Below are 14,576 nucleotides of genomic sequence, written 5' to 3'. Positions count from 1 at the left end.
CTCACACGTCCGCCAGTTTCGGGTGATCGCGGGCATAGTGGAGGAGTTTGCAGTGCCGGCACAACTGACCACTCGAGCGCAGGTCAATGGTTACCGATTTCTGTTGCAGCGCTTCGAGCACGCACTAGTGCGTCGTGATGTCCGCATGTTGCATGATCCCATGCGCATACAGTTCCGTTCCATGATCACCGGTCTGGTGCTGGCGGTGCTGTGCACCGGCGGCTGCGCGGTGCTGGCCTTCATACACCCGCAGGGGCAGGTCGGCGAGGCCAAGATCATCATGGGTTCGGACAGCGGCGCAATGTACGCCATGGTGGGCAACACCCTGCACCCGGTGCTGAACCTGGCCTCGGCGCGCCTGATCACCGGCAGCAGTGAGACGCCGACCTCGGTGAAGGACAGCAAGCTGGCGACATTGCCGCGCGGGCCGCTGCTCGGCATCCCCGGCGTGCCGGGGGCGCTGCCCGGCCCGGCCGACCACGACAGGTCCGACTGGACCTTGTGCGACGACATCTCCACCGGAGTGAAATCCACGGTCCTGTCCGGCCCGCCACAACTGGGCCCCATGACCCGCGGGGTGGCCGCCGACGAGGCGCTGCTCGTATCCCAGGGCCGGGCAACCTATCTCGTCTACGACGGCAAGCACGCCCGCATCGACATGCGTAACACCGCGATCGTGGCAGCCCTGGGACTGCAGGGGCTGCGACCGCGGCCGATCAGCGACGGGCTGCTGAACGCCACGGTGGCAGCGCCGGACCTCACCGCCCCGGCGGTCCCGGGCTCAGGGGCGCCGAGCCCGGTGCGGTGGGCGAACGTCACCGCAGGTGCGGTGATCCAGGTCGACAACGTCGGCGGCACCATGCTGTACGTGGCGCTGCCGAACGGCGTGCAGCGGCTCTCGCCGTTCGCGGCACAGGTCGTGCGCACCGCCGGCTCCATGGGACTGACCGACATCGTGCGGGTACCGCCGGACGCGCTCGCCGGCGTGCCGGTGGTCGACGAGCTTGCGGTGGACCAGTTTCCGGCGCAACAACCGCGCATCGTCTCCGCCGACGACGAGCCGGTGGCCTGTGTGCACTGGTCACGTAACCGGCGCAACCCGTCCGCGCAACTGGAACTGCTGGTGGGCAAGCAGGTGCCCCTGGCCGAGAACATGCATCCGGTCACGTTGGTCGACGGCGGGCGCGGTCAGCGCGCCGACGCCGCCTACATACCACCGTCGACCGGTGAATACGTGCAGGTGACCGGCATCGATCCGAACAGCGCGCGGCGGGAGGTGCTGTTCTATATCACCGACACCGGAGTACGGTTCGGCATCCCCGATGCCGCCACGGCGACCATGCTGGGCCTGTCCTCTCCGAAACTGGCGCCCTGGCAGATCGTGAGCCTGCTGCCGGCCGGTCCGATGCTGGACCGCCAGTCCGCGCTGGTCGCGCACGACACCCTGGGCACCGGGCGGCCCGATCCGCCCGGCGGACCGCCCCCCGGCCAGGGTGGCGGTCAGTGATCGGCCCGGCCCGATTACTCACCGCGCCAACCCATTACCGACGAGCACCAAGTGAGCCGATGAGATTCCACGTCGCTGCGCTGCCCCACACGCAGACCACCAAGTACTACTCGCCGTGCGCCTACACGCAGAAGGTGCGCAAGTTCTGCGACATGATGATGAGCTTGGGCCACGAGGTGTTCCTGTACGCCTCGCAGGAGAACGAGGCCGCCTGCACCGAGCTGATCACCGTCACCACCGAGCAGGATCGGCGAGAATGGTTCGGCGAGAAGACACTCGCGGACGGATTCGACTGGTTCAGCTGGAACTCGCAGGACCCGCACTGGCTGATCACCAACGCTCGTACCATCGCCGAGATCTCCAAGCGCAAACAACCGCGCGACATCATCTGCGCCATCGCCGGATCCGGCCAGCAGCCACTGGCCGACGCCTTCCCCGACCTGCAGACGGTCGAGTACGGCGTCGGCTACAGCGGAGTATTCGCCAAGCACCGGGTGTTCGAAAGCTACGCCTGGATGCATGCGGTGCACGGCGCGCGCACCACTGTCGAGGGAGTCATGTCCGACCGCGGCCAGTTCTACGACGCGGTGATCCCGAACTACTTCGAGGTCGAAGACTTTCCGTTCTCCGCCGAGAAAGACGACTATTTCCTGTTCATCGGCCGTCTGATCGAGGCCAAGGGCTTTCAGATCGCCGTCGACACCTGCAAGCGGCTGGGCGCGAAGCTGATCGTCGCCGGCGCCGGCCACCCGCCGGATTACGGCGAATACGTCGGAGTCGTCGACGTGGCGCGGCGCGGCGAGCTGATGAGCCGGGCCCGGGCAGTATTCACACCGTCGCTGTATCTGGAGCCGTTCGGCGGCGTGCACGTCGAGGCCATGCTGTGCGGGACACCCGTGATCACCACGGACTGGGGCGCATTCAGCGAGACGGTGCAGCAGGGCGTGCAGGGCTTCCGTTGCCGGACGCTGCGCGAGTTCTGCGACGCCGCGGAGGCGGTCGGCAAGCTCGACTACCAGGGGATCCGCGACTACGCGGTGTCCAAGTTCTCCACCGAGGCGGTCGCCAAGCAGTACGACGAGTATTTCCGGCGCCTGCACACCCTGTGGGGCGACGGCTTCTACACCCTGTAGGGCGGTGATCATGCAATTCAATGTCACACTGGCGGATCCGAGCCTGGTCACACCGGCCTTCGACGACGTGGTTACCGGCGTCGACGCCGCTTTGCGCGATCTCGGCTACACCACCACGAACGCCGGCGGGCACGCTCCCGAGCACATCGATGTGGTGTTCGGGCACTACGTCGCGCCGGAGCGATTCCCCGATAGATCGGTCGTTTATCAGCTGGAGCCGGTGTGCGGACATACCCTGCGGATGGGTCATGTCGCCTTGGATGCGCTGCGGCCCAATGTCGTATGGGATTATTCGCGGCTCAATGTCGAGCAACTGCGCGCGCGGGGAGTGCACGCGCATTACGTGCCCATCGGCCACCACCCGTGTCTGCAGCGTGTCCCCTCGATGCCCGAGCAGGAGGTCGACGTGCTGTTCTACGGCCGCGGCACCCAGCGCCGGCTCGCGATTCTGTCCGCGCTACGCAGGGCGGGCCTGCGCACGATCCATGTCGGCCACGGTATCCACGGCAGTGCGCTGGATCAGATCATCGGCAGTGCCAAGGTGGTGCTGAACCTGCACGCGCTCACCGAATACCGGGTGCTGGAAACCGTGCGCGTCGGATATCTGCTGAGCAACCGCAAGGCGGTCGTCGCCGAGGTCGGCCACAGCGACGACGACGACGACGAACTGGGCGGCGGCATCGCCGCCGTCCCGTATCCCCAGCTGGTGGACGCCTGCGTCGACCTCGTCCGGGACGATGCGGCCAGAGCCGAGTTGGAGGCCGCGGGTTTCGCGGCCATCTCCCGTCGCCCCACGACCGATATCCTCGCCGGTGTCCTGCACACCGCCGAGGCACTCGACCCGCTGGCAGGTGCCTGGGGCCCGCGCTACTGAGGCACGTTCCCACGCAGTGACCTTCGCTCGCGCTGGCGCTGAGAGGGGAGTCAGCGCCGGACGAAGCGCGCCAGCGCGGCCAGCGTCTGCTCCATCGTCTGCCGGTTGCGCACCGAGCGGCGCCCGAAGCCGGTGGTGACCACCGAGGTCATCTTGTAGAACAGGTCGCGCCGGTCGGTGAATCGCTCGATGACTTCGCACCCACCCGGTTGCGCGGTGATCTCGAATTCCCAAGCCGACACCGGCCGACCCGAGGCGTGGACGGCGAAGGCGAAGCGCTTTCCGGGGTCGGCCGCCGTCACCGTGCAGATCGTGCTCCACTTGATCCACGGACGCCGATTGTCGCCGCGGAAGGTCGATCCGACGGCGCCAGGTTCGCCGGTGAGCCACTCGCCGCCCGCCGACTCCGGACTCCACTCGCCCATCCGGGTCACGTCGGCGATCAGTTCGTACACGGTCTCCGGGTCGGCGGCCATCATGTGCCGGACCTCGACTGTCGTCATGAAACCTACCTCGCGCCTCGCCCGGAAGCCTTCGCGCGACCGGAATTCTCTTGCTTCACAGTCATTCTCGCCCGTCCAGCAGCGTTCGACACCGCTCGTTCGGCTACTGTCCTACGGTACGTAAGCGAGCACGGCATGCGCTTGAACCACAGCGCCACACGGACAGGACATTTGCGCCGAAGCCGATCGGGTTGTGGCAGTGGGCAACAGCGCGAGCGGCCTCGGGTTGTCCGGTGCTGGACCGATTTTCAGTGACGATAGGTTATAACCGCAGTGACAGATTTCAGCCCTGATCGTTCCTCGACCGGGTACCGCGAATCGGATCCGAGTGCGCCGCGAGAGGAGTTCGTCATGGACTCCACGCCGCCGGACGCCCCGCCGCGTTCCTTCGACTCGAACCGGCACAGATGGGAGGCACGGTTCCCCGGGGGACGAGCACTTCCCACCTTCACCCCGGATACGGTCGGTGACTTCCGGATCAAGGCTCATGCGGTCCGGATGCGTGAGCTGACGATGGTGGACATCCACGGCGCATCGACGATCCGCACGACGCGTCCGGTCGAGGGCGTCGAGGGGCAGGTCCAGCTGCACCTGGTGTCGCGCGGCGCCTGGACGCTGGACGGCCGGTCCGATCGCGGCGAGCACACCATACAGGCCGGGCAGTTCCTGCTCCAGCATCTCCGGAAGCCGACGCATTTCGAAACGGCGCCGCACACGACGGCGAAGATCATCACCGTCATGCCCCCCACCCCGCTCGAGCCGATGCTTCGGGACCGGATGATCACCGGACCGGCGGACTCGACCGAGATCCGCCTGCTGGTGGCCTACGCGGACATGGTCCGCACCACGATGCCGGATCTCGGTCCGGCCGGCATACACGCCGCCAACGGCGCCCTGCTCGAGCTGATCAAGGGTGTCGCCCTGGGCGGGTTCGACGACGCGGAACCCCAGCTCGCTCCCGCGCTCGCCCAGGCGGCGAGGGACCTCGCGGACCGCTGGCTCGCCGATCCCGGCCTCTCCACGACAACGCTGGCCCGCGAACTCAATGTCTCGATCCGCACCCTGCAGCGCGCGTTCGCCTCGGCGGGAGAACCGGTGACCGCCTACATCCGCCGCCGCCGTCTGGAAGAAGCCAGACGCGCCCTCACCGCATCGCCCGACCGGCCGAGCATCTCGGAAATCGCCGCCCACTGGCAGTTCTCGGACAGCAGCCACTTCATCCGAGTCTTCAAGAGCGCCTACGGCCGAACCCCCGCCGAGTACACCCGCTCGATATGGGCACGCCGTGAGTGCGAGCGAACTACTCGCCCGTAACACCATCCTCCGTTTATCGTGCTATCCGACAATGGCGTCGGGTCAGCGCACATGCGCAAACTTCTGCCCGAACGGATTCGACAGTGTCCTGCGCTATTCATCGTTTTCTGGTCCAGCCCGCCGACGCGGGCATCGTGGGGTCGGTCGACGGCGGCAAACTCCTGGAGTGGATCGACAAGGTGGCCTACGCCGCCGCAGCCCAGTGGAGCGGCCGATACTGCGTCACGGCCTACGTCGGAAACATCCACCTCGACAGGCCGATCGCTGTCGGTGAACTGGTCGAATTGCATGCGAATCTCGTGCATACGGGACGAACCAGCATGCACATTCTGGTGACGGTGTACTCGACCGATCCCACCCGGGTGAAGCCGGTGCAATCCGCCCAGTGCCTGACGATCTTCGTCGCCGTGGACGATGATCGCCGAACCGTCGAAGTGCCGCAATGGGTTCCATCGACAATTCTCGAGCAACAACGCAGTCGGCAAGCGCGAGTACGGATTTCGGTTCGCAAACACATCGAGGACGCGATGGCCGGGCAGTCCTACACCAGCGCGGGCACCGCACCCAGCGCGACGCTGCGCTTCCTGGCCGCACCGTCGGATATCAACTGGGGCGGGCGGGTGCACGGCGGTCGCACGATGCACTGGATCGACGAGGCCGCGTACGTGTGCGGCGCGGGGTGGGCCGAACAACACGTGCTCGCCTCGTACTTCGGTGGCATCCGTTTCTACCGGCCCATCGCGATCGGCGACGTCGTCGAGATCACCGCTCGTCTCATACACACCGGACCGCGCAGCATGCACATCAGCGTGCACGTGACCTCGGCCGACAACCAGACGGACGAACCCGCACTCGCCGCACACGGCCTGGCCGTGGTCGTGGCCCTCGACGACGATGGCAAGGCCCGGCCCGTCCGCGCCTGGCAGCCCGTCACCGCCGAGGACCACGACCTCGATGCACACGCGCGGCATCTCATCGAGCTGCGAAGCTCCGCAGAGCCGTTCACCTCCGTGAGCGCAACGTCGGCAGGCATCGAACCGAGCTACTTCCGCGTGCCCGCCCACACCGCCTGACCCGCCGCAGCCTTCGAAGGACGGAGGCCGCGACGGATTCGGTTGGGGTCGTGGATGATTGGCTAAGTGGTCGGCGGTGGAAGTTCCGTGGCTTCGAAAAGCATTGCCGCGGCATTGGTCTGCCTGTCACCGTGAGGTCATCCGGTTCCAGTGAGGTGGAAGCAGTATTCGAGGGTCGCCGGAGGCTGGGCCAGGAGGTAGTTGATATGAGCACTGCGGGCACGGTCGAGGTGCTGCCGGATCGGCTGAGTAAGGCTGCCGACGAGATGTATGCGCTGGCAGGCGATATGGATACCATCGTGCAGACGCTGTTCAACACATTGGCCTCTGTCGGCACACCGTGGGGGCAGGACAGCTACGGGGACAAGTTCGCCAACGGCACCACGGGGTATCTGGCGGTTAAGCAGAACCTGATCGGCGACGGGTCCGCCTCCGGCACCGCCACCACCGCCACCGGCGCGAAGCCCGGCGCGCAGGGGCTCGCGGCCACCCTGCGATCCTTCGGTGACGGGATGACGGCCACGGTGCAGCAGGCGAACGAGAATGAGCAGACCGCCGTCGACACATTCCAGGCGGCCTGAACGGCGCAGGGGTGGGACTATACCTGCCGCCCGAGCTGTCCTGGCTGGGATACATCGCCGGGGCACCGTGGCCGCAGGGCGATGAGGACGGCCTCTGGGCGATGGGCGATGCCTGGCAGCAGGCGGCCGACCAGGTCAGGGCCCTGATCACGGCCGTTGAGCAGGCGCAGCGCGATACCGCGGCCGCCTATCCCAGCGGAACGGGCAGCGATCAGATCGCGCAGTCATTCGGTGAGCTGGAACAGGGTACGGGTTCGCTGGCCGATCTGGCCGATCAGTTGGCGCAGGCGGCGACCGCGTGCACCGGCACCGGAACGCAACTGCAGGCCACCAAGCTGACGATCATCGTCTCCCTGGTCATGCTGGGCTACGAGATCATGATGGCCTGGCTGTTCCCGCCGACGGCTCCGGCGGTGGAGGCCAGTGCGATCGGGGCCACCCGGCTATTTGTGCAACAGCTGGTGGAGCAGACCTTCGGCCGGATCGCGGCCTGGGTAGAGCGGCTGATCGATGCGCTGCGCGAATTCGCGCCGTTCATCGTCCGTGCGGAACAGATTCTCAGTGATACCAAGGCCGCTGTGGTGAGGTCGATCGAGAACGTGGGCAACCGGGCGGCGACGGCGATCAGCGACGTGGCCGGCGATACCGTCGCCGATGTGGTGTCGTATCTGCCGAAGCTGGCGTGGGACAAGGGCTTGGACACCATGGTGTTCTCGGTAAAGCAGGATCTGGCGGTGCAGCTGATACAGATCGCCGAGGGGAAGAAGAAGGGGCTCGACTGGGAGGAGCTCGGCGTCTCGGCGGCGGCCTCGCTCGCGGGCACCCTGGCGGGGGTGCCGCTGGCAAATTTCGCTGCCAAGAATTTCGACCGGCTGGCGGTGGGCGTGTTCGGTGCCGATGTATCCGGCGGGCTGGCCGGTGGGGTGCGCGGCGCGTTCGCGGGTTCGTTCGGCGGTCTGGCCAGCGGGGTGGCCGGAAATATCGTGTCCGACCTGGCATACACCGGTTCGCTCGATCCGAGCGGGTGGGGTGCGAGCCTGATCGGCGGCGTCGCGCGCGGCGCCGCGGTCGGCACGACCAAGGGGTCTGTCGGTGAGCTCGGCCTGAAGGCGCCCGGTGCGGGGGCGGACCGCGCCGATGTCAACCCCGATGACGGCCTGAGGGGACCGACCACTACGCGATCCGCTGATGGCCGCACCACCACGACGGGCCGCACCACCACGGTCACCACCGGCAGCGGCGACGGTGCCGTCACCACCCGTGGTCCGGACGGCGTCACCACGACCACGCGCGCCGGCGCCACCACCCGGACCTCCACCGACGACCAGGGCAGAACTATCACCGAGACCTCGGCGGGAGACGGTTCGGTCACGCGGACCGTCACACGGCCCGACGGTACCGGCACCTCCGAGACCACACGCGCCGGCGCCACGACGACCACCGAGCTCGACGCCGCCGGCAATCCGGTGTCGACGACCACCGAACAGGGCCTGGTGACCACCACCCGTGCCGGCGGCGTCGCTGTCACCCAGGATGCGCTGGGCACCGAGACCACCACCGGCACGGACGGTGCCACGTGCACGGTCCGGATCGGCTCGGGCGGCGATCGGCAGGCTACGGACGAGCACCTGTCGCATCTGCCCGAGCAGCAGGGTAATCCGCACCAGGATCATCAGGATTATTTGGCGCACAATAAGACTCAGGCCCGGCTGTCCCAGTTCCGCAGTCAGCAGCGCGACTCCGAGGCGCAGGGCAAGCGCGATGATCTCGGCGTAACGCAGGACCGTGCGAGCAGGTGGCTGCAACAGCGGCAGCAGCGGGAACCGCAGCGCCCGAACGAGACCCAGGAGCAACGTGCCGAGTGTCAGGGCACAGAGCGTGCGGAACTCGCTGCCGCGCACCAGCGTGCATCGAACGCCTTGGACAGCAAATTGGCCCGCAACGTCCAGACGACGCAGCAGGGCGCAAGTTTGCGCGCCAAGACCCGGCCGAAACAACACAAAGAATCCTATGCGGAGCCGGCGGGCTTCACCGCGGTCGCTGCCCCGTCGTCGTGGCCGGGCGACAGCCGACCCAGTACCGGTCCGCATGCGGGCGGTGGTTCCGGCGGCGGTGCCGGACCCGATGGCGGCGGAGATCACCCGAACGGTTGCGCCGACCTTGACGCCGCACCTGATTTCTATCGGGGCATACTGTCCACCCTGGCCGGCGCCGAGCGGTGGCCCGCAACCGATTCGGGTAATCCGCGCGACGCGCCCGGGTGAGCGGGACCGTGCAGGAGAAGGCGCACGGCCCCTGAGGTCGGTCTGCCGAGCCGCTGTTCCAGGCATGAGGCGATTCGAAAACTTGCGCCGAGGCAGATCGTGGACCAGTCTGTGATCGGAGCGGTGCTGTCGCGAAACCTGCCGCCGGACCTGCACCCCATGACCACTGATCCGATCGAGATACGGTGCCCGCGATGCGTTTCCACGTTGTCAATCTGCCCCACACGCAGACCACCAAGCACTACTCGCCGTGCGCCTACACGCAGAAGGTGCGCCGGTTCTGCGACATGATGATGGCGATGGGGCATGAGGTGTTCCTCTACGCCTCGCAGGAGAACGAGGCCGCCTGTACAGAGTTGATCACCATCGTGACCAAACAGGAGCAGCTGGAGTGGTTCGGCCACAACGACTTCTTCGAGGGCCCCATCAATATCACCTGGGGTACGAAGGACAAGCACTGGGTGGTCACCAATCACCGGGCGATCGCCGAAATCGCCAAGCGTACCGAGCCGCGCGACTTCATCTGCATCATCGGCGGGACCTGCCAGGAGACCATCGGCGGTGCCTTCCCGGATATGATCACCGTGGAATTCGGCATCGGTTACAGCGGCGTATTCGCCAAGCACCGCGTCTTCGAGAGCTACGCGTGGATGCATGCGGTACACGGCGCGCACACCACGCTGCCGGGGATCATGAGCGACCGCGGACGCTTCTTCGACGCGGTGATCCCGAATTACTTCGAGGTCGAGGACTTCCCGTTCTCCGCGGAGAAGGACGACTACTATCTGTTCATCGGTAGGTTGGTCGAGGCCAAGGGTATTCAGATAGCCGTCGACACCTGCCGCGCCCTGGACCGGAAGCTGATCGTCGCCGGTGCGGGCACACCCCCGGACTTCGGCGAATACGTCGGTATCGTGGATACCCAACGGCGCGGCGAGCTGATGAGCCGGGCGCGGGCGGTCTTCGTGCCGTCGTTGTATCTGGAGCCCTTCGGCGGTGTCCACGTCGAGGCGATGCTCTGTGGTACCCCGGTAATCACCACGGACTGGGGCGCTTTCAGCGAAACCGTGCAGCAGGGCGTCACCGGCTTCCGCTGCCGCACACTGCGCGAATTCTGCGATGCCGCCGATGCCGCCGACAAACTCGACTACCAGGCCATTCGCGACTACGCCATCTCCCGTTTCTCCACCGATGTCGTCGCCGAACAGTACGACAGCTACTTCCGTCGCCTCGAAACCCTGTGGGGCGAAGGATTCAACGCCTTCTGAGCCTCATACCGGCGGCAGGTAGCAGACCTGGACAAGCTCCAGGTCCCGGTTGCGCGAGACCAGCATGCCGCGGCCGGGCGGGTACTTGGCGGGCCGGACGTCGCCGAGCAGCACACCCTCGTCCTTGGGAGTGCTCATCAGGATGCCGTCGACGGACATGTCCTTCATCGGGCCGAGCACGTTGTCGTAGAGCGCCCGGGCGGCGCCACCGGACCGGCGCGCGATGATGACGTGCAGGCCGATATCGCGGGCCTGCGGAATGAGATCCATCAGCGCCAGCAGGGGATTGTTGGAGGCCACCATGTCGTAGTCGTCGACGATCACATACACCTCCGGTCCGGTCCACCAGCTGCGCTCACGCAGCTGCGCCGGGGTGATGTCGGAGCCGGGGATGCGCTTGGTCAGGAAGCCCGCGACCTCCTTGAGCGTCCCGATCGAGGTCTGCGCCGAGGTCGAATAGCCGGCCAGATGCGGTCCTTCGACCACGCCCAGCATGGTGCGGCGGTAGTCGACCAGGATGATCCGCGCATCGTTCGGATGCGAGTTCTCCACGATCCCCATCGCGATATTGCGTAGCAGGGTGGTCTTGCCGCAGCCCACATCGGCGAACACCATCAGATGCGGTTGTTCCTCGAAATCCAGCACCATCGGCTGCAATTCGGATTCGCCCAGACCGATCAGCAGATGCTTGTGATCCAATTGCACGCCCAGCTCGCGCGCCGCGGCCAGCGCCTGCTCGCGGGGGATCTGCATCGGCAGCATGCGCACGTCGGGCGCCCGGCGCTCGCCGTACATCTCGGTCAGCCCCGCCTTCGCCGCGGTCACGCCCTCGGACAAAGTCTCCGGGTCGGAGTCGGAGTCCAACCGGGGCAGGGCCAACAGCATGTGCAGTCTGCCGCTGGCCATGCCGCGGCCCGGCCGGTTGAGCGGAACCCCGGCCGCGGCCCGGCGGTCGATCTCGGAGTCCGACGGGTCGCCCAGCCGAAGCTCGATGCGGGTGCCGATCTGATCCCTGATCACCGGACGGATCTCCGCCCAGCGGCTGGCTCCGAGTATGACGTGGATGCCGTAGGACAGGCCGCGGGCCGCCAGCGACACCACATGTCCGTCGAGGGCCTCGAACTCCTCGCGGAACGCGGCCCAGCCGTCGATCACCAGGAACACGTCGCCGAACAGGTCCTCCGCCAGCGGATCCGCTGCCCGCTCCGACTGGGGCTTGGCGGCGAGTTCGGCCTTGAGCCTGCGGAATTCGCGCATGTTCTCGATGCCCAGCCGCAGGAATCGGGCCTCGCGTTGCCGGAGCAGCGTGACGAGTTCGGCCACGGTGCGGCGTACCCGGTCGACCTCGAGCCGGCTGGCGGCCGAACCTACGTGCGGCAGGCCGCCGAGTGCGGCGAGCGTGCCACCGCCGAAGTCGACACAGTAGAACTGCACCTGCTCGGGACTGTGGGTGGTGGCCGCGGCCATGATGATGGTGCGCAGCGTGGTGGACTTGCCCGACTGCGGACCGCCCACCACCGCCACGTTGCCCTGCGCACCGGCCAGGTCGACGGTGAGCACGTCACGCTTCTGCTCGTAGGGTTTGTCGATGATGCCGATCGGCATCCACAGCTTGCCGTGCTGGTTGTCGGAAGATTGCCAATCTGGTTCGGGCAGCAGCATATCCACGGTGGGGGAGATGTCCAGCGGTGGCAGCCAGACCTCGTGCGCAGGGCGCCCGTGGCCGACGAGCCGGTCGACCACCACCTGCAGCAGGCTGCGTTCCGGGCCGGACGCATCCGGTTCGGCGAGCAGCGCGTTCAGATCTGGCAGCTCGACCCGCACTGGTCCCGGCGTCTCGGGGGTCTCGGGGGTCTCGCGCATCGCCACCGGCCCGGCGGTGAACAGGTCCGCCGAGCCTGCCGCGGCCGGTCCGATGCCGGTCCGCGGTCCCGTGGAGGCCGGCGGCACATACGCGCCGGAGACGTAACTGCCGTTGAAGCGCAGCGGGTCGGCCGCATCGCTCTTCAAGTAGGCGGCGCCGGGTTGGCTCGGCAGGTGGTAGGCATCGGTGATGCCGAGTACCTGCCGTGATTCGCTGGCCGAGAAGGTGCGCAGGCCGATCCGATAGGACAGGTGCGAATCCAGGCCGCGCAACCGGTTCTCCTCCAGCCGCTGCGAGGCCAGCAGCAGATGCACCCGCAGGGACCGGCCCAGCCGGCCGATCATCACGAACAGCTCGGCGAAGTCCGGCTTCTGCGACAGCAGCTCGGTGAACTCGTCGACGATGACGAACAACGCCGGCAGCGGGTCGAGCTGGGCGCCGTGCGCGCGTGCCTTCTCGTACTCGGTGACGTTGGCGAAATTGCCTGCCGCACGCAACAATTCCTGACGACGGTTCATCTCGCCGGCCAGCGCGTCGCGCATGCGATCCACCATCGAGAGCTCGTCTTCGAGGTTGGTGATGACCGCGGCCACATGCGGCAGCGGATCCAGCCCGAGGAATGTCGCGCCGCCCTTGAAGTCGACCAGCACCAGGTTCAGCAGATCCGGAGAGTGGGTGGTCACCATCGAGAGCACCAGGGTGCGCAGGAACTCCGATTTACCCGAACCGGTTGCGCCGATGCACAATCCGTGCGGTCCCATGCCGTTCTCCGCGGCTTCCTTGATGTCCAGTTCCACCGGGGTACCGTCCGGGGTGGTACCGATCGGCACCCGCAGTCGTTCCCGGACCGACCGTGGCCGCCACACCTTGTCCGGATCGATCGCCGCCGCGTCCGGAATCTTCAGCAGCGCCATCAGACCCGGGTCGGCGACGATATCCTCGCCCAGGTCGACGATCTGGCTGGCGGTTGCGATGCGGTAGCGGGACATCCCCCGGGCGAGGGTCGCGGACTCGGCCATGCTCACCTGGTCGGGCCCGGCGAACTTCTCCACCGTGCCGGACGTGCGGGCCCCGATCACCCCGTCCTCCACTACCAGCTGCAGGCCGCGGCGTACCGCCAGACCGGTCTGCGGCGCGGTCAGATCCAGCACGGTCACCGAGTCCAGGCCGGCGTCGCTGATGATGCGCTCGGAACCGCTGACATAGCCGTCGTCGATCACCACCACCAGATGCAGCCGCCCGGCGGTGGGCGGTGTGTTGCGCAGGAACCGGCCACGTTCGATCAGGTCCTCCGACAGTGCGGTCTCCAGTTCGGACAGCGACTCGTACAGCATCCGAGCCGAGCCGATGGCGTCCCTGTCCCGTGGATGCTGCAGGTGCGGCAGCCATTTCGCCCATTGCCAGTGCACCGCATCGGGATCGGCGGTGACGATCGCGATCGCCAGATTGTCGGGGCCGTGGAAGGTGGTCAGCTCCATCACTACCGCGCGCGCCAGGGCCCGCCCGTGCTCACGCGGGCCCTCGATGTTGATCGCGGGGAAGGCGCGCAGTGAGATCGCGGTCGGCAGGCCGTGTACCACCGAATGGGTGCGCACGAACCGGCGCAGCGCCACCGTCGCGACCGGTTCCAGATCCTCCAGTGGCCCGGTTTCGGGCCGGGCGAGTTTGGTGGCGAGGCGGTGGCTGCCGACACCGATGCGGACGTGCCCGAAATCGGGGTCGTTGGGCCGGCGCTCCCACATGCGCCGGGTGCCGATGAGGGCGTGCAGGTCCCGGGGATGCGGATGGCTCCACTCCAGGGCCTCGCGCTGTGATTTGCCGGTCTGGCGCACGTCCTTACGCAGCTGCTCGAGGTAGCGGAAGTAGTCCTTGCGTTCCTCGTTGAGTTCGCCGGCTTTTTTTCCACCGCCGCCACGGTTACCCGCGAACATGCCGACCATCGACATCAGCATCATCATCGGGAACATCATGGTCAGCGGGTTGCTCAGCATGGCCTTGCCGCTCATGGTGAACATCAGGCCCATCATGCCGAGCATGGCGACCACCATCACCAGCGGCATCAGCCGCTGCCACAGCGGGTTCGGGATCGGTGAGGTGATCTCCGGCGGCGCATCGAGGATCACCTCGCCGCCCGGCGAGCGGGGCGGGGCGATCCGGGCCAGCCGGACGAAACCCTGTGTAGTCATGCTGGTTCC

10 protein-coding genes are annotated in these 14,576 nt (G+C 67.1%); 8 read left to right on the top strand and 2 right to left on the bottom strand.

The window, feature by feature from the left end; translation table 11 throughout:
- The first annotated feature begins 22 nt into the window (after positions 1–22).
- The 3 genes from eccB to KO481_RS28175 are packed head-to-tail and all read left to right on the top strand — an operon-like array spanning position 23 to position 3,514.
- Positions 23–1,507, top strand: coding sequence for a type VII secretion protein EccB (gene eccB, locus KO481_RS28185; RefSeq protein ID WP_308166808.1), 1,485 nt, complete (start codon positions 23–25; stop codon positions 1,505–1,507).
- 59 nt (positions 1,508–1,566) lie between these two features.
- Positions 1,567–2,640 (top strand): glycosyltransferase, encoded by a 1,074-nt coding sequence (locus tag KO481_RS28180; protein WP_215921509.1) that lies wholly within the window; start codon positions 1,567–1,569, stop codon positions 2,638–2,640.
- A 10-nt stretch (positions 2,641–2,650) separates the two neighbouring features.
- Positions 2,651–3,514: a CgeB family protein gene (locus KO481_RS28175; protein WP_215921507.1), complete on the top strand. Its 864-nt coding sequence runs from the start codon at positions 2,651–2,653 to the stop codon at positions 3,512–3,514.
- A gap of 50 nt (positions 3,515–3,564) precedes the next feature.
- Here the strand turns inward: KO481_RS28175 and KO481_RS28170 are convergent, their stop codons facing one another.
- Positions 3,565–4,017, bottom strand: a complete 453-nt coding sequence (locus KO481_RS28170) for an SRPBCC family protein (protein ID WP_215921505.1) — start codon at positions 4,015–4,017, stop codon at positions 3,565–3,567.
- Between the two features lie 351 nt (positions 4,018–4,368).
- Here KO481_RS28170 and KO481_RS28165 point away from each other — a divergent pair, with 351 nt between their 5' ends.
- From KO481_RS28165 to KO481_RS28145, 5 genes are all read left to right on the top strand, one after another.
- Positions 4,369–5,331: a helix-turn-helix domain-containing protein gene (locus tag KO481_RS28165; RefSeq protein WP_215921503.1), complete on the top strand. Its 963-nt coding sequence runs from the start codon at positions 4,369–4,371 to the stop codon at positions 5,329–5,331.
- Between the two features lie 83 nt (positions 5,332–5,414).
- Positions 5,415–6,404 carry an acyl-CoA thioesterase gene (locus KO481_RS28160; protein WP_215921501.1) on the top strand — a complete coding sequence of 330 codons (990 nt, stop codon included), beginning with the start codon at positions 5,415–5,417 and terminating at the stop codon, positions 6,402–6,404.
- A 206-nt stretch (positions 6,405–6,610) separates the two neighbouring features.
- The gene (locus KO481_RS28155; RefSeq protein WP_215921499.1) at positions 6,611–6,985 is read left to right on the top strand and encodes a hypothetical protein; all 375 of its coding nucleotides are present in this window, start codon (positions 6,611–6,613) and stop codon (positions 6,983–6,985) included.
- 11 nt (positions 6,986–6,996) lie between these two features.
- A complete protein-coding gene (locus KO481_RS28150; protein ID WP_215921497.1) occupies positions 6,997–9,249 on the top strand; it encodes a WXG100-like domain-containing protein in 2,253 nt (750 codons plus the stop codon).
- A gap of 194 nt (positions 9,250–9,443) precedes the next feature.
- A complete protein-coding gene (locus KO481_RS28145; protein WP_215921495.1) occupies positions 9,444–10,517 on the top strand; it encodes a glycosyltransferase in 1,074 nt (357 codons plus the stop codon).
- A gap of 3 nt (positions 10,518–10,520) precedes the next feature.
- On the opposite strand, the gene eccCa is transcribed toward KO481_RS28145, so the two are convergent.
- Positions 10,521–14,567 (bottom strand): type VII secretion protein EccCa, encoded by a 4,047-nt coding sequence (eccCa, locus tag KO481_RS28140; RefSeq protein WP_215921493.1) that lies wholly within the window; start codon positions 14,565–14,567, stop codon positions 10,521–10,523.
- Positions 14,568–14,576 lie beyond the last annotated feature (9 nt).

Source organism: Nocardia albiluteola (assembly GCF_018860155.1).
Lineage (GTDB): Bacteria > Actinomycetota > Actinomycetes > Mycobacteriales > Mycobacteriaceae > Nocardia > Nocardia albiluteola.
Note: the sequence above shows the minus strand (reverse complement) of the source record. Positions and strands in the feature narration are given on the sequence as shown.

Coding starts and splice junctions, on each gene's coding strand:
- KO481_RS28165 (WP_215921503.1), top strand. CDS start 4,369: ATGGACTCCACGCCGCCGGACGCCCCGCCGCGTTCCTTCGACTCGAAC.
- KO481_RS28180 (WP_215921509.1), top strand. CDS start 1,567: ATGAGATTCCACGTCGCTGCGCTGCCCCACACGCAGACCACCAAGTAC.
- KO481_RS28155 (WP_215921499.1), top strand. CDS start 6,611: ATGAGCACTGCGGGCACGGTCGAGGTGCTGCCGGATCGGCTGAGTAAG.
- KO481_RS28145 (WP_215921495.1), top strand. CDS start 9,444: ATGCGTTTCCACGTTGTCAATCTGCCCCACACGCAGACCACCAAGCAC.
- eccCa (WP_215921493.1), bottom strand. CDS start 14,567: ATGACTACACAGGGTTTCGTCCGGCTGGCCCGGATCGCCCCGCCCCGC.
- KO481_RS28175 (WP_215921507.1), top strand. CDS start 2,651: ATGCAATTCAATGTCACACTGGCGGATCCGAGCCTGGTCACACCGGCC.
- KO481_RS28170 (WP_215921505.1), bottom strand. CDS start 4,017: ATGACGACAGTCGAGGTCCGGCACATGATGGCCGCCGACCCGGAGACC.